General features: G+C 41.7%; 26 protein-coding genes. 10 read left to right on the top strand and 16 right to left on the bottom strand.

The window, feature by feature from the left end; translation table 11 throughout:
• Window positions 1–32: 32 nt before the first annotated feature.
• Window positions 33–1,541, bottom strand: coding sequence for an ATP-binding cassette domain-containing protein (locus tag ABD772_RS01610; RefSeq protein ID WP_345100653.1), 1,509 nt, complete (start codon window positions 1,539–1,541; stop codon window positions 33–35).
• A gap of 166 nt (window positions 1,542–1,707) precedes the next feature.
• Between ABD772_RS01610 and ABD772_RS01605 the strand changes: the two genes are divergently transcribed.
• Both ABD772_RS01605 and ABD772_RS01600 read left to right on the top strand, forming a co-directional pair.
• The gene (locus ABD772_RS01605) at window positions 1,708–1,875 is read left to right on the top strand and encodes a hypothetical protein (protein WP_345100651.1); all 168 of its coding nucleotides are present in this window, start codon (window positions 1,708–1,710) and stop codon (window positions 1,873–1,875) included.
• 86 nt (window positions 1,876–1,961) lie between these two features.
• Complete coding sequence (locus tag ABD772_RS01600; protein WP_345100650.1) at window positions 1,962–2,432, top strand: PA2169 family four-helix-bundle protein; 471 nt, start codon at window positions 1,962–1,964, stop codon at window positions 2,430–2,432.
• Between the two features lie 74 nt (window positions 2,433–2,506).
• On the opposite strand, the gene ABD772_RS01595 is transcribed toward ABD772_RS01600, so the two are convergent.
• The gene (locus ABD772_RS01595; RefSeq protein ID WP_345100648.1) at window positions 2,507–2,692 is read right to left on the bottom strand and encodes a hypothetical protein; all 186 of its coding nucleotides are present in this window, start codon (window positions 2,690–2,692) and stop codon (window positions 2,507–2,509) included.
• A 256-nt stretch (window positions 2,693–2,948) separates the two neighbouring features.
• Window positions 2,949–3,197, bottom strand: coding sequence for a hypothetical protein (locus ABD772_RS01590; protein WP_345100645.1), 249 nt, complete (start codon window positions 3,195–3,197; stop codon window positions 2,949–2,951).
• A 238-nt stretch (window positions 3,198–3,435) separates the two neighbouring features.
• Here ABD772_RS01590 and ABD772_RS01585 point away from each other — a divergent pair, with 238 nt between their 5' ends.
• Both ABD772_RS01585 and ABD772_RS01580 read left to right on the top strand, forming a co-directional pair.
• Window positions 3,436–4,008, top strand: a complete 573-nt coding sequence (locus tag ABD772_RS01585; RefSeq protein WP_345100643.1) for an RNA polymerase sigma factor — start codon at window positions 3,436–3,438, stop codon at window positions 4,006–4,008.
• A 14-nt stretch (window positions 4,009–4,022) separates the two neighbouring features.
• The gene (locus ABD772_RS01580; RefSeq protein WP_345100641.1) at window positions 4,023–5,120 is read left to right on the top strand and encodes a S1C family serine protease; all 1,098 of its coding nucleotides are present in this window, start codon (window positions 4,023–4,025) and stop codon (window positions 5,118–5,120) included.
• Window positions 5,121–5,302: 182 nt separating this feature from the next.
• On the opposite strand, the gene ABD772_RS01575 is transcribed toward ABD772_RS01580, so the two are convergent.
• The 3 genes from ABD772_RS01575 to pdxH form a co-directional block, all read right to left on the bottom strand.
• Window positions 5,303–6,430 carry an NADH-quinone oxidoreductase subunit D gene (locus tag ABD772_RS01575; RefSeq protein ID WP_345100818.1) on the bottom strand — a complete coding sequence of 376 codons (1,128 nt, stop codon included), beginning with the start codon at window positions 6,428–6,430 and terminating at the stop codon, window positions 5,303–5,305.
• A gap of 171 nt (window positions 6,431–6,601) precedes the next feature.
• Window positions 6,602–7,099, bottom strand: a complete 498-nt coding sequence (locus ABD772_RS01570) for an NADH-quinone oxidoreductase subunit C (RefSeq protein WP_345100639.1) — start codon at window positions 7,097–7,099, stop codon at window positions 6,602–6,604.
• Window positions 7,096–7,743, bottom strand: a complete 648-nt coding sequence (gene pdxH / locus ABD772_RS01565) for a pyridoxamine 5'-phosphate oxidase (RefSeq protein ID WP_345100637.1) — start codon at window positions 7,741–7,743, stop codon at window positions 7,096–7,098. Before pdxH ends, ABD772_RS01570 begins: the two co-directional genes overlap by 4 nt.
• 115 nt (window positions 7,744–7,858) lie before the next feature.
• Here pdxH and ABD772_RS01560 point away from each other — a divergent pair, with 115 nt between their 5' ends.
• Complete coding sequence (locus ABD772_RS01560) at window positions 7,859–8,422, top strand: YqgE/AlgH family protein (RefSeq protein WP_345100635.1); 564 nt, start codon at window positions 7,859–7,861, stop codon at window positions 8,420–8,422.
• Between the two features lie 27 nt (window positions 8,423–8,449).
• Here the strand turns inward: ABD772_RS01560 and purE are convergent, their stop codons facing one another.
• From purE to ABD772_RS01540, 4 genes are all read right to left on the bottom strand, one after another.
• Entirely contained in the window at window positions 8,450–8,950 is a 501-nt protein-coding gene (gene purE, locus ABD772_RS01555; protein ID WP_425562803.1) for a 5-(carboxyamino)imidazole ribonucleotide mutase, read from the bottom strand.
• A gap of 145 nt (window positions 8,951–9,095) precedes the next feature.
• Window positions 9,096–10,235 carry a 5-(carboxyamino)imidazole ribonucleotide synthase gene (locus tag ABD772_RS01550; protein ID WP_345100632.1) on the bottom strand — a complete coding sequence of 380 codons (1,140 nt, stop codon included), beginning with the start codon at window positions 10,233–10,235 and terminating at the stop codon, window positions 9,096–9,098.
• A gap of 73 nt (window positions 10,236–10,308) precedes the next feature.
• A complete protein-coding gene (locus tag ABD772_RS01545; protein WP_345100631.1) occupies window positions 10,309–10,791 on the bottom strand; it encodes an NADH-quinone oxidoreductase subunit B in 483 nt (160 codons plus the stop codon).
• Complete coding sequence (locus ABD772_RS01540; protein WP_345100630.1) at window positions 10,784–11,392, bottom strand: NADH-quinone oxidoreductase subunit A; 609 nt, start codon at window positions 11,390–11,392, stop codon at window positions 10,784–10,786. Before ABD772_RS01540 ends, ABD772_RS01545 begins: the two co-directional genes overlap by 8 nt.
• On the opposite strand from ABD772_RS01540, the gene ABD772_RS01535 reads away from it, so the two are divergent.
• Window positions 11,391–12,605: a BaiN/RdsA family NAD(P)/FAD-dependent oxidoreductase gene (locus ABD772_RS01535; RefSeq protein WP_345100628.1), complete on the top strand. Its 1,215-nt coding sequence runs from the start codon at window positions 11,391–11,393 to the stop codon at window positions 12,603–12,605. The two genes, ABD772_RS01540 and ABD772_RS01535, sit on opposite strands and share 2 nt — an antisense overlap.
• Window positions 12,606–12,861: 256 nt before the next feature.
• Window positions 12,862–14,079, top strand: coding sequence for a glycosyltransferase family 87 protein (locus ABD772_RS01530; protein WP_345100627.1), 1,218 nt, complete (start codon window positions 12,862–12,864; stop codon window positions 14,077–14,079).
• A 2-nt stretch (window positions 14,080–14,081) separates the two neighbouring features.
• Here the strand turns inward: ABD772_RS01530 and ABD772_RS01525 are convergent, their stop codons facing one another.
• Window positions 14,082–14,741, bottom strand: a complete 660-nt coding sequence (locus tag ABD772_RS01525; protein ID WP_345100626.1) for a hypothetical protein — start codon at window positions 14,739–14,741, stop codon at window positions 14,082–14,084.
• Between the two features lie 73 nt (window positions 14,742–14,814).
• On the opposite strand from ABD772_RS01525, the gene ABD772_RS01520 reads away from it, so the two are divergent.
• Window positions 14,815–15,834 (top strand): threonine aldolase family protein, encoded by a 1,020-nt coding sequence (locus ABD772_RS01520; protein WP_345100624.1) that lies wholly within the window; start codon window positions 14,815–14,817, stop codon window positions 15,832–15,834.
• Window positions 15,835–16,175: 341 nt separating this feature from the next.
• On the opposite strand, the gene ABD772_RS01515 is transcribed toward ABD772_RS01520, so the two are convergent.
• Together ABD772_RS01515 and ABD772_RS01510 are read right to left on the bottom strand one after the other, a co-directional pair.
• Window positions 16,176–17,204 (bottom strand): aldo/keto reductase, encoded by a 1,029-nt coding sequence (locus ABD772_RS01515; RefSeq protein ID WP_345100622.1) that lies wholly within the window; start codon window positions 17,202–17,204, stop codon window positions 16,176–16,178.
• A gap of 58 nt (window positions 17,205–17,262) precedes the next feature.
• Window positions 17,263–17,619: a SnoaL-like domain-containing protein gene (locus ABD772_RS01510; protein WP_345100620.1), complete on the bottom strand. Its 357-nt coding sequence runs from the start codon at window positions 17,617–17,619 to the stop codon at window positions 17,263–17,265.
• 169 nt (window positions 17,620–17,788) lie between these two features.
• Here ABD772_RS01510 and ABD772_RS01505 point away from each other — a divergent pair, with 169 nt between their 5' ends.
• Window positions 17,789–18,874, top strand: a complete 1,086-nt coding sequence (locus ABD772_RS01505; protein WP_345100618.1) for a DNA topoisomerase IB — start codon at window positions 17,789–17,791, stop codon at window positions 18,872–18,874.
• A gap of 121 nt (window positions 18,875–18,995) precedes the next feature.
• Here ABD772_RS01505 and ABD772_RS01500 read toward each other — a convergent pair whose 3' ends face one another.
• Genes ABD772_RS01500 through ABD772_RS01490 form a run of 3 tightly spaced genes read right to left on the bottom strand, consistent with a single transcriptional unit; the run spans window position 18,996 to window position 21,753 of the window.
• Window positions 18,996–19,787, bottom strand: a complete 792-nt coding sequence (locus ABD772_RS01500) for a hypothetical protein (RefSeq protein WP_345100617.1) — start codon at window positions 19,785–19,787, stop codon at window positions 18,996–18,998.
• A 30-nt stretch (window positions 19,788–19,817) separates the two neighbouring features.
• Window positions 19,818–21,386: a M56 family metallopeptidase gene (locus tag ABD772_RS01495; protein WP_345100616.1), complete on the bottom strand. Its 1,569-nt coding sequence runs from the start codon at window positions 21,384–21,386 to the stop codon at window positions 19,818–19,820.
• Between the two features lie 4 nt (window positions 21,387–21,390).
• Window positions 21,391–21,753 (bottom strand): BlaI/MecI/CopY family transcriptional regulator, encoded by a 363-nt coding sequence (locus tag ABD772_RS01490; protein ID WP_345100614.1) that lies wholly within the window; start codon window positions 21,751–21,753, stop codon window positions 21,391–21,393.
• Window positions 21,754–21,856: 103 nt separating this feature from the next.
• Here ABD772_RS01490 and ABD772_RS01485 point away from each other — a divergent pair, with 103 nt between their 5' ends.
• Window positions 21,857–22,699, top strand: coding sequence for an SDR family oxidoreductase (locus tag ABD772_RS01485; RefSeq protein WP_345100613.1), 843 nt, complete (start codon window positions 21,857–21,859; stop codon window positions 22,697–22,699).
• The last annotated feature ends 19 nt before the right edge of the window (window positions 22,700–22,718 follow it).

Here is a 22,718-nt window from a genome sequence, read left to right as displayed (position 1 = left end):
ATGTGATTGTAGGATTAATGTGATTTTATGGTTCAATTACCTACGACCCGGCCTTTTTCCAACTTCAAAACCTTAGCAACACTTTCAGGTATTTCGTGCTGGTAATGTGTTACATAAATAAGCGTAACCTCACTTAAACCGCAGATAGCATCTACCAGTTTTTTAAAATGTTGTTGTTGATGGCTATCCATGCCCTGGCAAGGTTCGTCAAAGATCAACAGAGGTGGATTTTTGATAAGCGCCCGGGCCAACAGACACAAACGTTGGGCGCTGGCGGGTACGTTTTTCAATAATACGCGGGCATATTTATCAATTTCTAAGGCTTTCATCCAACGTAAGGCAACTTCAGTGCGCGCTTTATTACTTGGACGGAATAACCCTAAAGTGTCGTAATATCCCGATTCTATTACCTGCAGGCAGCTGTTATCAGTAGGGAAGTACTGATGCAACTCGGGCGATACAAAGCCAATCTTCTTTTTGATGTCCCAGATACTTTCGCCGGTACCGCGCTTTTTATCGAACAAAACAATATCGTTAGCATAAGCCTGCGGATTATCTCCGTTAATTAAACTTAACAGGGTTGATTTGCCTGCGCCGTTATGGCCTAGTAAGGCCCACCGCTCGCCGGGGTTTACCTGCCAACTTACATCGTCCAGAATCACGTTATCGCCATATTTAACATGCACGTTTTTCATAGCAACGATCTGCCGATATTCGCCAGACGAATTATGATGGCTCAATAGTGATTTTAACTCGCCTTTATCTATATGATCATCTTCTTGCAAGTCGGCTATACCCGGTTTGAAATCCGCTTTTGCAACGCTTTGTGCAATACCGCAATTTTTTAAAACCGCTACATTGGTGATCGCATCGGGAATTTCATAGGGCGACGTGGCCATGATTACCGTGATGCCAGATTGTGTGATTTCCTTAATAACGTCATTAAACTCCCGACGGGTTTGCACATCAAGCCCTGTCAGTGGACTATCCAGCAGTAACAACAATGGGTTTTTAATCAAGGCAGCAGCAATCCGCAGCCGCTTGGTTTCGCCGTTAGATAATTTAATGAGTTGCTTTCCACTTAGTTGATCCAGCTTAAGCGTTTGTACAATCTTATCAAAGTGCCAATATAAATCAAGCTGAGGGGCGGGGTTTATGGTATGCAAATACTGCTCAACAGTCAGTGCGTCATCGCTATCCATTGAATTATAACGCTGCTGATAATAAAAATTCCCGGTATTGCTCAGGTTTTTAAAATGATGCTTTGCCTCTACCATCGCAATCAGTTTATGGTGGGTGAGACGTTCCGTGTTGTCTGGATGATCTTGCAGGTAATCTTCAAAAAAATGATAACAAACTTCGCCGCCTGTGGCATTTAAGTTGCCGGCTATGGTTTGCAGCAACGCGCTTTTGCCTGATCCGCTTTCGCCCACCAAAGCCCAGTGCTGCCCTTTGTCTATACTAAAGTTTAAATCGGTAAACAGGACATTATTTAAAAACCTTACGGTAAGATTTTTTGCTGAATATATAGGTGATGCCATGGCCGGTAAAATTAGACATCAGTATACATAAAGACATAATGTTTAAGTAATTTTCTGCCTATGAAGGTTACGGTAAATAACGATTAATCTGTCAAAGCAAACTAAAAGCGTTACACATTGTATATTAATTACAAACTATTTAAAACCATTTTACAACATTTTACCGATGAAAAAAATAAACATTTCCCTTATCCTGCTGGCAATGATTGCCTTGAGCGGATGTTCTGTGATTAACGGCATTTTTAAAGCCGGCGTATTTGTGGGTATACTGGCAGTAGTAGTTGTAGTAGGTATAATTATTTGGCTATTCTCGATGTTTATGGGAGGCAAATAATTTACTTTTTTTGACAACTTATTGCGCTTGCATTAACTTTTGGCCCGTTTTTGGTTATTGATAACTTAAACAAATATCAAAAAGACATGGAAAATAATAAAGCAACCATCGAGACATTGAATGACCTGGTTCAAATTAACAATGACCGTATTAAAGGTTTTGAAAAGGCCATTAAAGAAACTACAGAAGCCAATAATGATCAGGAACTTATAGCGGTTTTCAATAACAAAATATTAGAAAGCCAGCAATTAAAATCAACCCTTGCTCAAGAAGTACAGGTGTTAGGTGGCGATGCGGATACCGACACTTCAGTAAGCGGTACTATTCATCGTACCTGGCTTCAGGTTAAAGCTTCATTCACCGGACATAGTGAAAAAAGTATTCTTGAAGAGTGTGAATTTGGCGAGGATGCTATCAAAAAAGCGTATCAATCTGCTTTAGAAGAAGAAGGCTTGCCAGCTTATATTCGTGATATTTTAAATGATCAAAAATCTATCATTGATCAGTCGCACGATGAAATCAAAGCCTTACGTGATTCAGTAGAACAAAGTCATTAACCAGCGATTGCAAATTACAACAAAAAAGCCTCCGCGATAAAATCGGGAGGCTTTTTTGTTAATTAAAAAAATGATTACATTTTTTTAGCAGTGTCAGCTTTAGCAGTATCAGCTTTAGCAGTATCAGCTTTAGTAGTGTCAGTAGTAGTTACAGTTGAATCAGTTTTAACTGAATCAGTAGTAGCTGAACTTGAACCTTTGCAAGCAACGAAAGAAGCCATAACTAAAGCGATTGCTGCGAATTTAATTGAATTTTTCATGTTGAGTTTTTTAAAAAGTGACTATATAGTTTTTCTATTAATACAATAAACATCAAAAGGTAACCCACTATTTGTAAAATAATTGATCACCCTTTGATAAAAAACTAAAAATCAGCTATAAAAACTAGAAAAATTATTTTTTTAAGTGCTCTTTTTAACAATCGCTTATATAAATTAATACGTGGTTTTTAAGGTAACCCGGATTATTGTAAACAAAAGGGGAGGAGCTTAATCGCTATCCCCTTTTGTTGCATACTTATTGCTTTTTATGAGATTCGGCAGATCGGATTTTAGTTGTGGTAGTGGTAGTGTGTACGTTGGTGTCCTTTTTTAAAGAATCGGGCGTCATAGAGTTAGTATCCTTCCTGGTAGTGTCAGTTACCGTGGTAGAAGTTGATGAATCAGTTCTAACCGAATCAACATTGGCTGATCCCTTGCCTTTACAGGCTGCAAATGATACTGCTACGGTTAAAGCAAGCAATCCGTTTTTAACTGTGTTTTTCATGATCGTGCAATTATTTATTAGTGTCATTAAAAATTATTCGATTTGATACAATGCATTAAGTATGCCAATTAATTTTTATCTGATGTTTAATGGCCTGCTAATGAAAAAGTTAATAGTTTAACCCCTAATTAAGCAACAAATAATAAAGGGCTAAACATATTATTATTTATTTTTAGATTTTCTTATCCCCAATGGGTTACTATTTGGTGATAATGGTATTAAGTAATGAAGATATAGAGTGAGCAAACAGCTAAAAGATTCAACGCCAACAGATAGCGAAGTTATTCTTGGTATTTTAAATAATTCGGAAACAGCACTAAAAAAATTATATACAGCTTACTTTCCGATGGTACTGCAACTCATTATTAATAATAATGGCGACGCAGACGATGCCAAGGACATTTATCAGGAGGCTGTAATAGTTCTTTATAATAAGGTAAAAGCAGGCGACTTTGAGTTAAGCAGTAAGTTAAAAACTTACATTTATTCAATTTGCCGCAGGCTTTGGTTAAAAAGGCTGACACAAATTAACCGCTATGGTGGCGATATCCGGGATTTTCAGGATTTTTTGCCAATAGAGGAAGAAGAGATTGAGCAACACAATGACCGTAATATACAGTTTACCAAAATGGAAAGCGCGCTTAAATTATTAGGCGAGCCATGCAAAACCATAATGGAAGACTTTTATATACATAACAGATCGATGCAGGATATCTGTGAGCGTTTTGGTTATACTAATGCAGATAATGCCAAAACGCAGAAATATAAATGCCTGCAAAGGCTGAAAAAATTGTTTTTTCAGCAAAAGTAAAGAGGAGCATGAAAATGAGTGATAATCAGCTTTTAGAGACAATTGAACGTTACCTTAATGGCGAAATGAAAGCCGATGAGCGTAAGAAATTTGAACTGCTGCGTAAAGAAAATGCCGAGGTGGACAGCAAGGTTGTCGAGCACAAGCTTTTTATAAGTTTGTTAAAGCAATACGGCGAGCGCGTAGAACTGGAGAGCCGCTTAAACGCTATCCATGACGAAATAGACGTACATACTTTAAAAGAAAATCTGATGGTACATCCCATCTGGATCGTTCAATTTTGGCGTCATCATCATTCGAAAATATCGGTTGCTGCGTCGATAGGTATCATTGCATTTTTGTCGGCTATGTGGTTTACCGGAAAACTGAATAATAGTACCAACTCAGAAATCATCGGCCTTAAAAATAAAATGAACAGGCTGGAAGGGTCAATCACTAATCAGGGGCGTTATATTAACGCTATTAAATCAGAAAAAGGTAAAACTACTGTTGACAAATACAGTGCTACTGCAACCGGTTTTGCTATAACATCTGACGGGTTGATTGCGACCAACTACCATGTGGTTGAGGATGCTGATGCCGTATTTGTACAAAATGCTGACGGAAATACGTATAAAGCCGAGGTGTTGTATACAGAACCTCAGCATGATATTGCTATTTTAAAGATCACTGACAAATCTTTTGAAAAACTGGGTACAGTGCCTTATACTTTTAAAAGGGGAGAGGGCGCACTGGCCGAACAGATATCAACTTATGGCTATCCTGACGGCTATCCGGCTTATGTTCCGGGATCGTTGTCATCATTATTTGGCCAAAACGGCGACACGCTGCACTATAAAATTACTATGCCAATCAATCCGGGCAATAGCGGCGGACCGTTATGGGACAGCAAAGGCAACGTAATTGGTATAACAGATTCAAAAGAAGCACATTTTGAAGGGGAGCATTTTGCCATCAAAGCCAAATACCTGTTAGATGCTATTAAAAACATCCCGGCCGATTCGCTGGAAAATAAGGTAATATTAAACAAAAAGAATACGCTGACAGGGTTATCTGAAGCGCAAAAAGCGGCTAGGGCTAAGAACTTTGTATTCATGGTTAAAGTTTATTAACCCTGAGTATTCTATCTACCTATGGACGAGATAAGGCGCTGTTAAGCGCCTTTCTTGTTTTTAAATACTTTGTTTCTTTGTCATCTTTGACTAACGGGAGAGAACTATACAGAAGCTAAGCATGGATTAATATCAATGCATAGATTTCTCGCTGTAGCTCAAACTGACAAGGGAGAAAAGTGTTATCTATCTACTTCACCCAATACAAAATCTATACTACCCACAATTGCAATCAAATCCGCAATCATTACGCCTTTGGCTATTTCAGATAAAACGGAGAGATTATTGAAACTCGGGCCTCTGGCTTTTACCCTAAAAGGAACTTCTGACCGGGGATCAGTGTGTATAAAATAGTAACCCAGTTCGCCTTTTGACCCTTCACCTCTTACATAATAGTCTTGTGGCTTGGGGGTAAGTTTCCGTGGTAATTTGGCGCGGGGATCAAAATCGGGTGTGCGTTTCAGATCTTTCTGCAAACGATCTAAGCATTGTTCCATAATATTCAAACATTGCTCAATTTCATCTACACGCACTTTGTATCTATCCCAGCAATCACCTACCGAGCCCATTTCCCCTTTTCCAATAGGAATATCAAAATCAATTTCGGGGTAAACTGAGTAATTATCGATACGGCGCAAATCCCATTTTAAACCAGAAGCGCGCAGCACAGGGCCCGAACAACCGTAGTTAATAGCTACGTCGCGCGGTAGTATACCGACATTAGCTGTGCGGCTGATGAAGATTTGGTTATCAGTAAGCAGTTGGTTAAGCTCTGCCATTTTTGGTTTAAAGTATTCGATAAACTCACGGCAGCGCTCTTCAAAGCCTACCGGCAGATCATAAAATAATCCGCCTACCCAAATGTAGTTGTAAAGTAAGCGTGAACCTGAAGCCCATTCCAGCATACCCATAATATGCTCACGGTCTTTAAATACCCACAAAAAGGGCGTGAAAGCGCCGATATCAATTCCATAAGTACCTATAGAAATTAAGTGGGATGCAATGCGGTTCATTTCACTCACCAACACGCGGATATACTCTACCCGCTTAGGTATGTCTTTGTCAATGCCAAGCATGCGTTCAACACCCATTACCCACACATGGGCATTAGTCATCGAAGCCAGGTAATCCATTCTGTCCGTAAATGGTATAGTCTGCTGATAGGTAAGCGATTCTGCGTGTTTTTCAAAACAGCGGTGAAGGTAACCTACATGCGGAATTACTTCTTTAACAATCTCACCATCGGTAATTGTTTCTAACCGTAAAACGCCATGCATTGACGGGTGCTGAGGCCCAATATTCAAGACCATGTCCTCAACACTGGCGTTAGCGATTTTTTGATAATATGCTTGTAATGCGTCAGTCACTTTAATTCACTGTTATATTGTTGTCGTTGCGAGGAGGTAAACAAATCGCGAATTTGCTGGTATTTTTTTCTCCTTGCAATTGCCGCGCTACGCTCGCAATGACATTTTATTGAATCAATCTATCTTAATTCCTTTATAATATTCTGCGTTTTTGTAATCCCTTCTTAATGGATAACCTTCCCAATCATCAGGCAATAATATTCTTCTCAAATCAGGGTGGCCCTCAAAAAAGATCCCTACAAGGTCATATGCTTCGCGTTCGTGCCAGTCGGCGGTCCGGTACACTGATGATACGCTTTTAAATACTGGTTCGCCGCCCTCCGCCCGATCAAAGGGCCTGCTTATTTTTAGCGTCAGCTGTAGTTGATAGGGCATTGATGTTAAATGATAAACCACACCAAAACATCCGGCTTCAACACCATAATCAACACCGCTAAGGCAAGCTAAAAAGTCAAAATAAGTTTTGGGATTTTTGCGTAACTCAAGGCATACTTCGGTAATTTTATCCGGTGCTATGAGCAACGCAGGCTGTAAGCCGCTGGTTTCGTCGCCTTCAATGACATCGGCACCAAATTTATCAATTAGTAGTTGTTTGATCTCCCCGAAACTCATGGCGCTAACCTAACTTTTTTCCAGTTTTTGTTGTCAATCTTTTTGTACACAATGCGGTCATGCAAACGGCTACGACCGCCCTGCCAAAACTCAATTAGCCGGGGCTTTAAAACATAACCACCCCAATACGATGGTTTGGGTACTTCTTTTTCAGCATATTCTGTTTCTAACTGACTCATTTTGTTCTCCAATTCGTCGCGGTCAGTTATTTCCTGGCTTTGTGGCGATGCTAATGCGCTAATCTGACTTAATTTAGGACGCGAATGAAAATATCTTTCAGATTGCTCCCTGCTCAATTTCTCGATAGTGCCCTCAATACGCACCTGGCGTTCAAGGCCTATCCAATGAAATACAATAGCAGCGTTTGGGTTTTTAGCCAGTTCTTTGCCTTTGCGGCTTAAATAATTAGTGTAAAAAGCAAAGCCGGTATCATCAAATCCTTTTAATAACACAATACGGGCAGATGGGCGGCCGTCACTGGTAGCTGTTGCCAGGGTCATGGCGTTTGGCTCAGGTATTTGGGCTTCAATGGCTTCATTAAACCACTGATCAAACTGTTTTATAGGGTTAGCGCTGATGGTCTTTTCTGATAGAATAGCAGCGCTGTAATCCTGTCGTAGGTTCTGTAATTCTTCCTGATTCATTACTGCAAACTTACAAATTAATTATACCGTAAATAGTTAATATTATATTTCGTGCAGCCATGTTGAACATATTTTACTTTAACTTGTTAATTAAATGTAACCTAAGAATAAGTTTATGTTAAATTCTACCACAGCCGCCCCGGGGCGATTATTAATATCTGAGCCTTTTATGATGGATCCTAACTTTAAGCGGTCGGTTATTCTACTTACAGAATATGCTGATACAGGCGCTATGGGCTTTATCCTGAATCATCAAAGCGAATATTTGCTGGGCGATGTTTTACCTGATATTTCATACTCCGAAATACCTGTTTACGTCGGTGGGCCGGTAGCTGCAAATACTTTACATTTTATACATTGTGTGCCCGAAAAAATAGAGGGCGGCATTGAAATATGCGACGGCGTATACTGGGGCGGTGATTTTGAAATTATTAAAGAATTAATAAATACCTACCGGTTAAATGAAAACGAGATTAAGTTTTTTATGGGGTATTCAGGCTGGACGCCGAGCCAACTGGATGAAGAATTACAGGAAAACAGCTGGATAGTAGCAGAAAAATGCAGCGCCGGAACTTTGTTTAGCAATAGCGAACACAATATGTGGAAGGAAGTAGTAATAAGCCTTGGTAGCCGTTTTGCGCATATTGCTAATTTCCCTGAAAATCCTCAGTTAAATTAACGGAGTATAGCTCGGGTGACATTATTATTATTTCCCCGGTGCCTTCATTTCCTCAGCCGATTCTTCAACTTTCTTCTTCAGGTTTTCTTTAAATGCGATGAGGTTTTTAACCACTTGCTCATCAGCAGTTGAAATGATTTGCGCTGCTAGTATCCCTGCGTTTTTGGCCGCATTTAAAGCAACCGTAGCAACCGGAATACCATTGGGCATTTGCAGTATGGACAGGATAGAATCCCAACCATCAATAGAGTTACTTGATTTTACCGGCACACCGATAACCGGCAGATGGGTTAATGAGGCCACCATGCCAGGTAAGTGAGCTGCACCGCCTGCGCCGGCTATGATAACCTTGATACCACGACCGGCGGCTTCACGTGCGTAGGTAAACATACGATCGGGCGTACGGTGAGCCGACACCACAGTAATCTCATAATTAACGCCTAGTTCGGCTAACACGTCAGCGGCATCCTGCATAACCGGAAGATCCGATTTGCTGCCCATAATGATTCCTATTTTTGGTTGGCTCATATTCATATTTAAAGCCGTCATTGCAAGGGACGAAGCAATCTCTGCAATAGACAGTCAATCTAGTAAATTTAATTCAGCGAAGCTATTAACTATTAATCAACGCTTGATTACGAGTATATATAGACCCGCAATAATACGAGTGGGACTAGCTTATTACCTTTAGCGTGCCCTGCACAAATCTGGCTTTCTCAATGGCCTTTTCTCTGTCAGTATCCACTACCGTTACATGCCCCATTTTACGGAATGGCTTAGTTAAAGCTTTGCCATACAAATGCACATATACGCCCTTACACTTTAATATTTTTTCAATTCCCTGATAAACGGCAGGCCCTTCAAAGCCGGGCTCGCCCAGTACATTGATCACTACTGCATTACCTATGCAGGCGGTATCGCCCATTGGCTGGTTAAATATCGCACGCAGATGTTGCTCAAACTGAGATACTACATTCCCCTCAATGCTTTGGTGACCGCTGTTATGCGGTCGCGGTGCCAGTTCGTTTACCAATATACGGCCATCTTTTGTTAAAAACATCTCAACCGCCAACAAGCCGATTATTTTAAGATCCTCCGCAATTTTTCGGGCAATGCGATCGGCCTCTTCCTTAATTTCCGCAGAAAAAGTGGAAGGCGAAATCAGAAATTCCACCAGGTTAACTTCAGGATTGAATTCCATTTCCACCAATGGAAAAGTTGCTACTTCGCCATTCTCATTACGGGCTACTATAACACTGATCTCTTTTTCAAAATCTATCAGTTGCTCAATCAGGCTGGGTTCAGTAAAAGCATTTGCCAATGAGCTTTCGTCGGCAACTTTATAAACTCCGCGCCCGTCATAACCGTCGCGTCTTAATTTTTGTATGTAGGGGTAGTTAAAGCCGGCTTGTTTTAATTCATCAACAGAACCAATTACTTTGAACGGCGCCGTAGGAATATCGTTCTCCTTGAAAAACTGCTTCTGCAGCCCCTTATCCTGTATCAGGCGAATGATGCGTGGCTGTGGATAAACGAGTACGCCTTCTCGTTCCAATTGCTCTAAAGCGTCAACATTTACTTTTTCGATCTCGATAGTCAGGAGGTCAACCTTTTTGCCAAATTTGTAAACGGTTTCATAGTCGCCCAAAGAACCTGCTACAAATTCATCGCATAGTTTGCGGCAAGGAGCCTCACGATCTGGATCGAGCACTTTCACCGTTACATTATAGTTTATGGCTTGCTGTATGAGCATGCGGCCCAATTGTCCGCCACCTAAAATTCCAAGTTTAAGATCTCCGTAAAATGCTTTCATTTTGTAAATGCAAGTTTACCCCAAATCTTTTAATTATAGATAATCAATTTTGGTTTTGTGTGGATACGGTGATTCATCCGGCAATTAATTGCTCGCCTTGTATCTTTTTCTGTAATTCAATAATAGCGCCGATCAGCGCTTCAGGGCGTGGAGGGCAGCCCTGTACATAAATATCTACCGGGATAACACGGTCAACCCCTTTTACCACATGATAGCCATGCTGCCAATAGGGGCCGCCACAGTTTGAGCATGAACCCATGGAGATAACATAACGCGGCTCGGGCATCTGTTCGTACAGCCGTTTAATACGCTCTGCCATTTTAAAAGTTACTGTGCCGGCAATGATGATAACGTCCGACTGCCGGGCTGAGGGACGCGGAAATACGCCAAGGCGGTCCATATCATACGACGAGGCGTACGATCCCATCATCTCGATCGCGCAGCAGGCAATACCAAACCCCATTGGCCATAATGATGACAAGCGCGACCAGTTTAACAAGTCGTTTAGTTTGGTGACTATTACGCCGCCGCCTTCGCTGTTAACATCGTTACTCATCAGTTGACTTTTTAAAAGTTGGTTTAAACATAGGCTTACGTATTGGCGCCGGAAAAGCTCTTTCAGACGTTGCTATAACAGCTTCTTGCTGTACAGTTTCGGCTGTAAATGCGCGCACTTTAAACGAGCTTTGATCAATATTTAACTGATCATATAACGAATCAGGAATGTTTGTATTGCTTGAAGGTATAGCTTGTTTGGGTTTTATCCAATCCAAATCACCTTTAACCCAAACGTATACCAAACCTAATATCAGGATACCTAAAAAGATAAACATTTCTGCTAACGAAAACCAACCCCAGCGCGCGTCGGCTGCTATAATTTGATGATTGCCGAAAACTGTCGCCCATGGAAAGACAAATACCATTTCTACGTCAAACAACAAAAATACCAGGGCAATTACATAAAAACGCGAGTTAAATGGCAGCCAGGCGTTGCCGGTTGGTTCTTCACCGCACTCATATGAAGTTAGCTTTTCGGGCGTAGGATTATGAGGGGCTATCAGTCTGTTTATAAAAAACATCAGCCCCATGAAGATAAATCCGGTGATCAGGAAGATAAGTATCTTGCCAAATTCTGATATTTGCGGAACTTCGACCATGTTGGCAAATTTAATAAAACAAACAGATTTTGACGCCATAATTATTGGCGGTGGCGCTTGCGGATTAATGTGCGCCGTACAAGCGGGCTTTTTAGGCAAACGTACGTTGATACTTGAAAAGAATGATAAAGTAGGCGCCAAGATATTAATTAGCGGTGGTGGCAGGTGTAATTATACCAATTTATATGCCTCGCCCAAGCAATTTATATCTCAAAATGAGCACTTTGCGAAATCGGCTTTTGCACAATGGACAGTGGACGACACTATTAGCTTTTTTGAAACTTATGGTATTATCGGCAAAGAAAAAACGCTCGGCCAGTTATTCCCACAAAGCAACAAAGCCGCCGATGTAGTAAAAGTTTTTACAGAACTATGTCATGATCTTGACCAGGAAATACTTACTGAAGCCGATGTTAAAAGCATTGATCAGGTGGATGGTGGATTTGAGGTGACTTATGAAAATAAGGGAAAAACTATCAATTTATATTCCTCCAAAGTAGTTATAGCAGCTGGCGGATTACCCATTCAAAAGATGGGTGCAACTGATTTTGGCCTGCGCATAGCCCGAAAATTTGGTTTAACAATAGCCGACACAGCTCCGGCGCTGGTACCATTAACCATTACCGGTAAAGAGCAGCAATGGTATGAGCAGCTATCAGGCAACAGTATTTTTTGCCGGGTTTGGAACGATAAGGTCAGTTTTGAAGAAAATATTTTGTTTACACATTGGGGATTGAGTGGTCCGGCAATTTTGCAAATATCGTCTTACTGGCGGCCTGGCGAATTTATTTATATTGATTTATTACCCAATCAAAACATCGCCCAATTAATACAATGCGAACGGGAGACAAATGGCAAAAAGACCTTATTAAACTACCTATCGGGTTTGTATACCCGCAAGTTTGCCGAAGCTTTAAACGGTTATCTCCCGATAGAAAAAAATTTGGCGTCACTAAGCAAAACAGATTTAGGGGCAATCGATGATCTGATCCATCAGTTTAAAGTAAAGCCTGCCGGCGATAAAGGCTATGATAAAGCCGAGGTCATGCGAGGCGGCGTATCAACCAATGAGCTTTCTTCAAAATCCATGGAGACAAAAAAAGTTCCCGGCCTTTTCTTTGGCGGCGAATGTGTAGACGTTACCGGTTGGTTAGGTGGCTACAATTTTCAATGGGCGTGGGCAAGCGGCTTTGTTATTGCACAAAACATTTAAAATTTTTTAGGAGAATTTTACAAATAAATTTATATTTGTAACGTTCTTGTTACAACTTCTGAATTAGGACATTTTGATGTCTTCTATAAATAAACGAACTGCCGGCAAAGCCGGCTATTACAAGACAGGGCCAACTGATGCTTTTCCCCAAACCATCGGAAATGGTTCATATCAATAGGCCAGGCCCGCCTTGTAATATCTCTGCAAACAAACATCGCACATCTGATATTTCTGAATTGTTGTATAATTGTAGCTCGTGAGCAACAGGAAATTTCTTTATTTAACCGGCTATCAATGGCTTTGGGCACTTTATATTGCGGTGGCTGTATATACTTGTATTTTTAAGTATACCCGTGGTATAGATAACAATTACAAAATTTTTAGGGCCTCATACTTTCATGCACGGCAAGAAAAAGACTTATATGCGAGCTACCCGCAAGAGTATGGCGATTTGTATTACTATGGCCCCGTATTTCCGCTTGTCATAGCACCATCCTCCTTGCTTCCTCATGGTTGGGGCTTTTTGTTGTGGGAGTTAGCTAATGCGATAGCAATTTTATGGGCCATTCATCTGTTGCCCTTCACTGTCAGGCAAAAGAATCAATTACTGCTGCTTTGTGCTATTGAATATGCTAACTCGGTGTTTTACATGCAGTTTAATCCGGCTATTACAGCCATGATTTTGCTGAGCTTTATATTGGTTGAGCGTGGGAAAGAGCAATGGGCCACATTATTTATTGTGTTAGGGTTTTTAATCAAACTATATCCAATTATAGGTTTAACGTTCTTCTTGTTTTCGCGCAATAAAGGCAAATTTGTTTTGTGGGCAGCCATATGGGCTGTAGTACTCTTAATTGCTCCGCTTATTTTATATAGTCCGGGATATATGGTCAACTCATATCATCAATGGCTCGCGGCGGTGCATAGCAAAGTCGGGTTAAATGCCTATTTTGATTCGCCGCAGGATATATGTGTTATGGGGGTTGTAAGAAGACTTACTCATAATATCAATGTACCTAATGGTCCGTTTTTAATTGCAGGGGCTTTTTTATTTTTATTGCCGCTGCTTAGATTTAGTCAATATAAATCCTTTAAATACCGCGCCCAGGTGCTGGCTTCAGCTTTAATATTGGTGGTGATATTTAGTACAGGCGCCGAGCATCCAACTTATATTATTGCGGTTACCGGAGTATTTATCTGGATGCTGATACAGGATAAACCGTATACAACGGGCAATATCATTTTGCTGGTATCGGTGCTGGTGTTAACCGGTTTAGGCTTGACCGATGCCTTTCCCAAATTTATTCGTGAACCGTACATCGCTAAATATTCAATGAAAGCCTGGCCCGTGATAGTGATATGGGTAAAAATTGTTTACGAGCTGCTGTTCAATAATTTTGTAGCCGAAAACACCAAGATCGATCGGCAATATGAGCGCCTGAAGAGTAAAGATTGGCTAATGAGCATCAGCTAAGCTTACTGTCCATGGGCTGCTTGTACCTGATAAAAGTAAGTTAACAGCTTGTTTATATCACGCAGGCTAAACTTTTTGGTCTGTATTTTTTCTACGACATCGGGCTCGTCACCCATGATCTCTGTCATTACATCGATGAAGTTTTCATTAGTAAGGGGTTTCATACTTGCTGTATTTGCGCCATAGTAGTAAACCGCTTTACCGCTCCGCCCTCGACTACCACCACCTATCGGAATGGATATACCGCCACCAAGCCCGCCACCAAAGCCCCCTGTGCCACCTCCACCCGCCATACCAACACCAATACCCGGACTAAGACCTACACCGCTGCCATCGCCGGCGCTGCCTTTGGCTTCAAAGAGGCGTAAAGGGCCGTCAACGGCTACACGGACAAAATCCAGATCATATTTAGCCCAGCCCTGTGTCGGAGCTACGGCAACTACAAAACTGTCGCGGCCGGCTACGAATGAGCGCAGATCGCTGGCACTTAGTTTAATAGTTTCGGCTTTTTCATCCTCTTTATATTCTATGAAACCTTCGCCTTTTATAGGCCCCTTGCCGCGCGGATCAATCCGGATAAATCCTGTATTTTTGGTTCCTTTGATGTCATAAAAGCGGCCGGGTTGCCATGATTGTGATTTTGCTGTTATAGACAACAGCATACAACATAAAATGATTAAAATTGGTCGCATAAGAGATACAAAACACAAATAACGTAATTTTAAGCTATTTAATATGATTACTGTTGATTTACGCAGCGACACCGTAACTAAGCCCACTCCCGGAATGCTGGCTGCTATGTTTAGTGCCAAAGTGGGCGACGATGTATTTGGCGAGGACGAAACTGTAAATGCACTTGAGGAGAAGGCTGCGGCTATATTCGGTATGGAAGCGGGTATCTATTGCCCATCGGGTACTATGACTAACCAGATAGCCATTAAATGCTTTACGCAACCACTAGACGAACTGATTGCCGATCAAACCGCACATGTTTACCGGTACGAGGGTGGAGGTGTTGCATTTAACTCGGCGGTATCAACCAGGTTGTTGAATGGGTATCGCGGGGTATTAACTGCGGAGATGATAGAACCCGAGATCAATGCAGAGAATGTGCACTACCCGCGCACCAGTCTGGTAGTTTTGGAGAACACTGTGAACAAAGGTGGCGGGGCCTGTTATACTTTAGACCAGATCAAACCTATTGCCCAACTTTGTAAAACACGCGAACTTAAGCTGCATCTTGACGGAGCCCGCATATTCAATGCCCTTACCTATACAGGCGACAACGCTGCGGATTACGGTAAGTACTTTAACGGTATATCTGTATGTTTATCTAAAGGTTTAGGTGCTCCTGTAGGTTCTGTTTTATTGGCTGATAAGGAAACAATCAAATATGCACGCCGCGTGCGTAAGGTTTTGGGAGGCGGCATGCGGCAGGCCGGTTTTTTGGCAGCAGCAGGTATTTATGCTCTTGATCATCAGGTAGAGCGGTTAAAGATCGATCATGCTCATGCGCGTATTGTTGCCGACGCACTATCAGCCTCGCCGGCCGTGGCGAATGTTTTGCCTGTTGAAACTAATATCGTCCTGTTTGACACTATTGAACCCGCCGACACTATACTCAACAAACTGGCTGCTCAAGGCATTCGGGCTATGTCCACCGACAAGCACCGTATCCGCTTTGTGCTGCATCTGGATGTGCATCCTGAACAGGTAGAACATGTGATTAAAACGATTGGTTTGTTAGTTCAGTAGTATCAGGTGTTTCGCTAAAAAGTGAAACACTTTGAAACACTTGAAACACTTTTTTGCTTTAGTATACTGTAAATGAGGTTGTTGTGAAAAACGAGTGAAACACTTTGAAACAGTACAAAAGGTTGAGGTAAATGGTGTTAAATTATTGATAAACAACAACTTATTATGTTTTTACGGCTTGCCAGATAAAATGCGGTGAAACACCCTGGCGGGACAGTAAATCATAAAACATTTTTCGCTTTCAGAATCCGGGCAAAAAAAGAGACGCAATATATTGCGTCTCTACCAAAATTAATCGTTGTTCATGGGTAGTTCATAAATGAATCAATGAAACCAGTGAACTATTTAACCAGCCTGTCGCTCATTTGCCTTTCAACCATCCACCCGGGATATTCTTTTGGTAACGCGCTGATCTCGTCAATCCGTTTCAATTCATCAACAGATAATTGAATTGTTGTTGATTTCAGATTGTCATTTAACTGATCGATATTTTTAGCACCAATAATAGTACTGGTAATGCCCTTTTGCTGTCGCACCCATGCCAGCGACACCTGGGCCACCGACACACTATGTGCTTTACTAATATCGCTCAACACATCAATAATATCGTAGGCCTTTTCTTTATTCACCGGCGGGAAATCAAATTTTTCCCTGCGTGCATCGTTTACGCTTTGATTGTTACGTGTATATTTTCCTGACAGAAAACCACCGGCTAACGGGCTCCAGGGCATAATCGCCAAATTTTGATCTTGTGCCAGCGGAACAATCTCGCGCTCGATATCCCTACCCGCAACCGAATAATAATATTGCAGACCCACAAACTTATTCCAGCTATGTTTTTCAGCAATACCCAGGGCTTTCATCACCATCCAGGCCGGCCAGTTGCAAATGGCTATATAACGTACCTTGCCGGTCGAAACAATATCATTCAAGGCACGTACAGTCTCTTCAATCGGTGTAAACAGATCTGCACCATGTACATAAAGTAAATCAATATGATCCAGTTGCAAACGAGTTAAACTGGCATCAACCGACTGGAAAATATTAAAACGACTCAGTCCCACATCATTCACGTCTGGGCTCATTCGGCCGCGCACTTTGGTTGCAATCACCAGGTTGTTGCGGTTCAAACCTAAGTCAATGATCGACTGACCCAGCAGTTGCTCAGATTTACCGTACGAGTAAACGTTAGCCGTATCTACAAAGTTAATACCGGCATCTACAACGGTTTTCATCATCTGGTTAACCTCGTCTTGCTGCACGCGGCCAATATTACCCCATATGCCCTCCTCGCTGCCACCAAAGGTCATGGTGCCAAAGCAGATCTCGGATACCAGCACGCCGGTATTTCCTAAAAAGTTGTATTTCATAAGTTGATTGGTTTATGTATTAAAGTATAAAGTTGGGTATTGTGTTTAAATAAAATTGTCAAACATTCATGAAAAATTGCTGACTTACAATTTTACCGTCCCGAACGCCGTAAACACATAGTTCTTTTACCTTTTTGTCCAGACCTTCTATTGTTAAATCCAAAAGTAAACTGATTGCAAAATGAGTGTCCCCGTATATGGGTGCCGACACTTCTACCGAATGCATTATTACCCGCCGCAAAAACGCTTTTTCACGTTCGATAAGCACGGCAAGCCCTTCGTTTGGCGGTGCTTGAGGGTGCATAGGATCAATACTGGTGGCATTCTCGCTGTAAAGCTCTTCGTAGGCTGTTACAAATTGCTGTTCTTTGAGTAAGGTAACTAATCTTTCGGCAATAGTGGTTATTGTTTTCATAGGTTATCTTCAATACTTGGAAAATTAACATTTACGTCTAGTTGCATAACCAATCACCTATAATTCAACATTCGGCTGACAATCCTGGTCGTTTGCATGATTCATCCGATCTCTGATCAACTGGCCTAAAAGCTCAAACTAATCATCCGCGAAACCGTTATTATCACAAATGAACAGACTCATCAAAAAGCTCGAAAAAATTGGGCGCGACCCAAAGGTTACTGCAAAGGCTGTCGGACTGCGTTATGTGTCTGATTCGATGCCCGGTTATACCCGAAAAAAAGCAGGCAGCAGCTGGAGCTATATTGATCCGGACGGCAAGGTTGTTAAAGACAAGAAACTCATCCAGCGCTTCAATAAACTGGTAATACCGCCAGCTTATACCAACGTTTGGATATCGCCTTATGAGAATGGACATTTGCAATTTACCGGTACTGATGTTGCCGGCCGCAAACAATACCGCTATCATGCCGAGTGGAACAGAATACGCAATCAATCTAAATATTATCGTTTGCAAAGCTTTGCCGCACATTTGCCGGCCATTCGTGAACAGGTAGATAAAGACCTGGCCCGCCGCGATCTTGACCATGAAAAGGTAGTTGCGCTGGTGGTGCGGCTCATGGAGTTAACCAGTATCAGGGTAGGTAATGAATCGTACAAAAAACTATATGGCTCATTTGGGTTAACCACGCTGCAAGACCGCCACGTTAAGATTGAAGGCTCAAATCTGAAATTTGAATTCAAGGGCAAAAAAGGTGTCTTTCACAAAATAGCACTGCAAAGCCGAAAGTTGGCCCGTCTGGTTAAACAATGCCGTGATATACCGGGTAAAGAGCTGTTTCAATATTATAACCAGGATGGGACACGTTGTTCCGTAGGATCGGGCGATATCAATACTTATCTTAAAAATATTACCAGCGAGGATTTTACTGCGAAAGATTTCAGAACATGGGCGGGCAGCGTAAGTGCACTGTATGCTTTTAAAGAGGCCGGAGCCTTTGATACCGTTACTGAATGTAGAAAGAAGATCGTAAGTGTATTAGATGAAGTCGCTATAAACCTGGGTAATACCCGCACCGTCTGTAAAAAATACTACGTGCATCCCACCATTATTAAAAGCTATGAAGAAGGCAGGCTGTTTAATTATATTAAAGAGCTGGATGAAGATAAGGATATCAAAGCCACCGAGTTGAACATGGCTGAGAGAGCGTTGCTGGAGATTCTGGATAAAGAAAAGCTGGCAGAGGCGAGTTAGAACAAAATCTGACTGTCATCTCGACCAACGGGAGAGAACCATACACAAGTTAAATATAATTAACTTATTGGTGTATAGCTTTCTCGCTCTGCTCGAAATGAACAGGGCTTATCATTACGTCCTATTTTGCCAACGTATACTCACCCCAAAAATCGGTGGCCGCTTGTCCGCCAAGATTTGGGTTATCGGGAGCGATTAAAAAAACGGTGATAGATTTGTGTACGCCGTCAGAACTAAACTTTGTTATCATATTACTGCCTCTTTCATTAATCATTACCTGGTAGGCAAACTTTATGGGGTTTTGAATATTCAATCCCAGATCTTTTAATGAAATAGCCGCTTCATAGTTAAAACGCAGTTGATGGTCTATTGCACACGCAGCTTTGATACCGTCTAGGTTATAAACAGAAATTAAGCTGTCTGCACCCTTAATACCTATTACTTTAATCATCTTTGTTTTTTGTTGAATATAGGTGTTTGTCGCAGCGATAAATGAATCTAGTGCGGCAACGGCAGCGTTATCGCCCGGTTTTGCCTGCGGTGCATCCTTTACGTTTATTCCCAAATAACTATCGGTTACAGGGTAGGTTACTTGTATGCTTTCGGAGTCTTTTTTCTTACCCGATCTGTTGATGGTTAAAGTAATGCCGCCTTGTGTTATGCGGTCAATAATATCCTGCCGTATGGCCTGTACGGTAAGGTATAGATATTTATCGTCGTTAGACATGGTGTAATAAAACTGCGTATGGCCGCTGTAAGCCTGCAGCTTGTCGCCCCACTCATTAAGCTTGCCGTCAATTTTGATATTGGCGGGTGCGCGCAAACTGTTTTTTTGTGATGAGGTAACTTTTTGGGCGTGTGCGGTTATGCAAATACATGCCAGCACCAGGCAGGTAATAGTTTTCAGATTCATGATAGATAGGTTGGTGTTCGTTAAGTAGTGTTATTGCTGCTTCGTGGTTATCTCAATGCTCTTATTTTTTTCGTCATTGGCCTGATTGTTATTTTTGGAATCATCGGCCGGAGGCTTTTTGTCATCGACTATCCTGATTTTTTCTATCATAGATGATGCTGTTTTTTTCAAATCGTCCGGCGTAGCTTTTTTACCGTTAATTCTGATAGCCCGGATCACTTTCCCCATCCGCATAGCGGCACTGTCGTTATCTGGCCTAAACAACATAACTTTTTCAATATTTTTACCTTCAAACGGCTGGCTTTGCATTGCTAATTCCGGCGCATTATCTGGTGGTCCGGCAACATCATCACGAAAGGTTATAAACCCGCGCTTTTGTGCAATGCCGTTCTGTTTTTGGAAATGTGCCAGGATATTAATGGTATCCATTTTAGCATGCGGCCGCATAGCCTCGAATTCTCTGGCAGATACCGGCTGACCGTTGATTGTATAAGCAGATAGCTGTCCGGATACTTTTTTAACCTCAAATGTCAGGTTCTTTTTGGCGATGGAATCGTTTTTAAATTGAAAGATCACAGGCATAGCCGTTCTTTTATCGGTGTTGATTAAATGTACCAGAAACTTGTGATTTCTCTTTTTCTTAGCTTTAATAACCACCTCGGCAATAGGGCCGCCCACTATCTGCCGTACCGATGCACTGATGCTGTTATAGGCGACTTTGCTTTTGCCAACAATGCCGGCTTTTGAAATGCTGAACACAAAAAGGCAGACTACTACCGTCGGAATCAACAGGGCGTAACGGGTGAGATTGGCTTTTGACGAACGGCGGGCATTCATCATGCGGATACGTTTCTTTAGCGTCGAAAAGTTAAAATGAGTAGTGATACCTGGCGATGTATTGATGCCCAGGCCAACGTTTAAAAGGCTATACTGGTAAGCTTTGCTATCTGTGCCTTGCTGCAATATTTTCCTGTCGGTAATAAACTCAATATTTTCGCTGATGGCTTTCTTGATGAGCCATATACCGGGGTTGAACCAGTAAAATATTGCGCTGATCTCAGCGAGTAAAATGTCTAAAGTATGCCATTGGCTTACGTGCACGTGTTCATGCTGCAGGATGCTTTTCAAATCGGCAGCGTCAATATTATTAGGATTGATAAAAATGCTGCGCCAAAATGAGAACGGACTAATGTCGGCATCAGTAATCCGCACCTCGTATTGCTGCAGGCTGCCTGGTTCTGAGCGGCGATAAATACGGTAGAGTGATATAAACTGTACCACCAATCGCATAGCAAAAACGGCGGCACCAATCCAGAATATCATGGCGGCCCAATTCCAGTACCATTGATTGGTCAGCAGTTTTTCGGCAGGGGTTTTCAGATTCACTACTACCTGGCGTATCGGCGCCAATTGTTGATGCCGGCCTATAAAACTATCGATATTAATAAAGGGATAGACCGACGAAAAGATAATCCCTAATACTAAATAACAACGGTTAAGTGTATAAAAAGTGAGTTTGCGCAGCACCAGGTAGTATCCGAGGCAAAAAGCAATAAGCGCTATGTTAACTTTAAGCAGGAAAATAAATAGTGCCGGCATGACATCAAGGTTTAGGATTCTCAATAAGGTTAATGATCTCCTTTAACTCGCTGGCGCTGATCTTTTTGTCTTTGGCAAAAAAGGCTACCAGGTTTTTATAGGAGTTTTCGAAATAATCGTTCACAAAACCGCTCATAAAGCGTTTTTTATAATCTTCTTCTTTAATAGCTGCTTTATAACGGAACGAATTACCTATTTTTTTGCTGGTGACAAATTGTTTACGTTCAAGGTTCTTTACGGTCGACGCCAGTGTGGTGTAGGGAGGTTTTGGCTCGGTCATAGCATCTAAAAAATCTTTAATGTAACCTTCGTTGCATTGCCATATGGCCTGCATAGCCTCTTCTTCCTGTATCGATAATTTTTCCATTTGATTACGATGTTTTCGTAAATCTACGAATCGTTCGTAATTAAACAAAATTAAATTGCCATATATAATTAACAATTGTGTTACTTTAACATATTTTAACACCATGGCTATAACAACTACGGTAATAACCGGCGCAACATCTGGCATTGGAGAGGCTGTAGCTTTTGCGCTGGCTAAGAAAGATCATGCGCTTTACCTGCTGGTGCGTAATGTTCAAAAAGGTGAGGAGGTTAAACAGCGTGTTGTTAAAGAAACCGGTAACCAGGACATCCATATCATCTACTGCGACTTAACTGATCTGGCTACTATAGTTGCCGCTGCCGAGCAGTTAAAATCAAAGCTTTTTAATGTCCAGGTGCTTATCAACAACGCTGGCGGTATGTTTAATAAATTCAAATTGACTAAAGACGGTTTTGAAACTACTTTCCAGTTAAATCATTTAGGCCATTTTCTGCTTACCGAACGGCTGATGCCGCTACTTGAAAAAGGCCACGCACGCATTATTAATGTAAGCTCTGCGATGCACAAAACGGGTAAGCTGGATGTTGAGCATATCAACGATAGGCAGCGCTATGCTGCAACCAAAGCCTATAGCAACAGCAAACTATTTAATATATACTTCACCAAGTCGTTAGCCGGGCGGTATGCCAGTAAAGGAATAACTGCCTTTGCATTGCATCCGGGTGTGGTTAAGACCAACTTCAACACCAAGTTAAGCGGTGGGTTAAAGTTTTTTTTCTCGCTCGCTACGCCTTTTATGATTAGTGCCGAAAAAGGTGCGCAGACAATTGTATATCTGGCTACGGCGCAGAAGCTGCAATCAAAAAGCGGAGGTTATTTTGTTAAACAAAAGGCGGTTAGGCCCGCTAAGATAGCCAATGATGAAGCAGCCCGCGAAAAGCTATGGAGCCTGAGCGACAACATGGTAGCAAAATTTAATACATAACTTTAATAAATATTTGTTG

The sequence above is a fragment of the Mucilaginibacter panaciglaebae genome (assembly GCF_039539265.1).
Taxonomy (GTDB): Bacteria; Bacteroidota; Bacteroidia; order Sphingobacteriales; family Sphingobacteriaceae; genus Mucilaginibacter; species Mucilaginibacter panaciglaebae.
Note: the sequence above shows the minus strand (reverse complement) of the source record. Positions and strands in the feature narration are given on the sequence as shown.

Excerpts from the sequence above, each read along its gene's own strand:
- ABD772_RS01600 (WP_345100650.1), top strand. The coding sequence starts at position 1,962 with ATGGAAAATAATAAAGCAACCATCGAGACATTGAATGACCTGGTTCAA.
- ABD772_RS01535 (WP_345100628.1), top strand. The coding sequence starts at position 11,391 with ATGTTGGCAAATTTAATAAAACAAACAGATTTTGACGCCATAATTATT.
- ABD772_RS01570 (WP_345100639.1), bottom strand. The coding sequence starts at position 7,099 with ATGAGTTTCGGGGAGATCAAACAACTACTAATTGATAAATTTGGTGCC.
- pdxH (WP_345100637.1), bottom strand. The coding sequence starts at position 7,743 with ATGAATCAGGAAGAATTACAGAACCTACGACAGGATTACAGCGCTGCT.
- ABD772_RS01495 (WP_345100616.1), bottom strand. The coding sequence starts at position 21,386 with ATGCCGGCACTATTTATTTTCCTGCTTAAAGTTAACATAGCGCTTATT.
- ABD772_RS01605 (WP_345100651.1), top strand. The coding sequence starts at position 1,708 with ATGAAAAAAATAAACATTTCCCTTATCCTGCTGGCAATGATTGCCTTG.
- ABD772_RS01580 (WP_345100641.1), top strand. The coding sequence starts at position 4,023 with ATGAGTGATAATCAGCTTTTAGAGACAATTGAACGTTACCTTAATGGC.
- ABD772_RS01520 (WP_345100624.1), top strand. The coding sequence starts at position 14,815 with ATGATTACTGTTGATTTACGCAGCGACACCGTAACTAAGCCCACTCCC.
- ABD772_RS01545 (WP_345100631.1), bottom strand. The coding sequence starts at position 10,791 with ATGAGTAACGATGTTAACAGCGAAGGCGGCGGCGTAATAGTCACCAAA.
- ABD772_RS01500 (WP_345100617.1), bottom strand. The coding sequence starts at position 19,787 with ATGAATCTGAAAACTATTACCTGCCTGGTGCTGGCATGTATTTGCATA.
- ABD772_RS01510 (WP_345100620.1), bottom strand. The coding sequence starts at position 17,619 with ATGAAAACAATAACCACTATTGCCGAAAGATTAGTTACCTTACTCAAA.
- purE (WP_425562803.1), bottom strand. The coding sequence starts at position 8,950 with ATGAGCCAACCAAAAATAGGAATCATTATGGGCAGCAAATCGGATCTT.
- ABD772_RS01595 (WP_345100648.1), bottom strand. The coding sequence starts at position 2,692 with ATGAAAAATTCAATTAAATTCGCAGCAATCGCTTTAGTTATGGCTTCT.
- ABD772_RS01590 (WP_345100645.1), bottom strand. The coding sequence starts at position 3,197 with ATGAAAAACACAGTTAAAAACGGATTGCTTGCTTTAACCGTAGCAGTA.
- ABD772_RS01550 (WP_345100632.1), bottom strand. The coding sequence starts at position 10,235 with ATGAAAGCATTTTACGGAGATCTTAAACTTGGAATTTTAGGTGGCGGA.
- ABD772_RS01560 (WP_345100635.1), top strand. The coding sequence starts at position 7,859 with ATGTTAAATTCTACCACAGCCGCCCCGGGGCGATTATTAATATCTGAG.
- ABD772_RS01515 (WP_345100622.1), bottom strand. The coding sequence starts at position 17,204 with ATGAAATACAACTTTTTAGGAAATACCGGCGTGCTGGTATCCGAGATC.
- ABD772_RS01540 (WP_345100630.1), bottom strand. The coding sequence starts at position 11,392 with ATGGTCGAAGTTCCGCAAATATCAGAATTTGGCAAGATACTTATCTTC.
- ABD772_RS01525 (WP_345100626.1), bottom strand. The coding sequence starts at position 14,741 with ATGCTGTTGTCTATAACAGCAAAATCACAATCATGGCAACCCGGCCGC.
- ABD772_RS01610 (WP_345100653.1), bottom strand. The coding sequence starts at position 1,541 with ATGGCATCACCTATATATTCAGCAAAAAATCTTACCGTAAGGTTTTTA.
- ABD772_RS01575 (WP_345100818.1), bottom strand. The coding sequence starts at position 6,430 with ATGGTCTTGAATATTGGGCCTCAGCACCCGTCAATGCATGGCGTTTTA.
- ABD772_RS01505 (WP_345100618.1), top strand. The coding sequence starts at position 17,789 with ATGAACAGACTCATCAAAAAGCTCGAAAAAATTGGGCGCGACCCAAAG.
- ABD772_RS01490 (WP_345100614.1), bottom strand. The coding sequence starts at position 21,753 with ATGGAAAAATTATCGATACAGGAAGAAGAGGCTATGCAGGCCATATGG.
- ABD772_RS01485 (WP_345100613.1), top strand. The coding sequence starts at position 21,857 with ATGGCTATAACAACTACGGTAATAACCGGCGCAACATCTGGCATTGGA.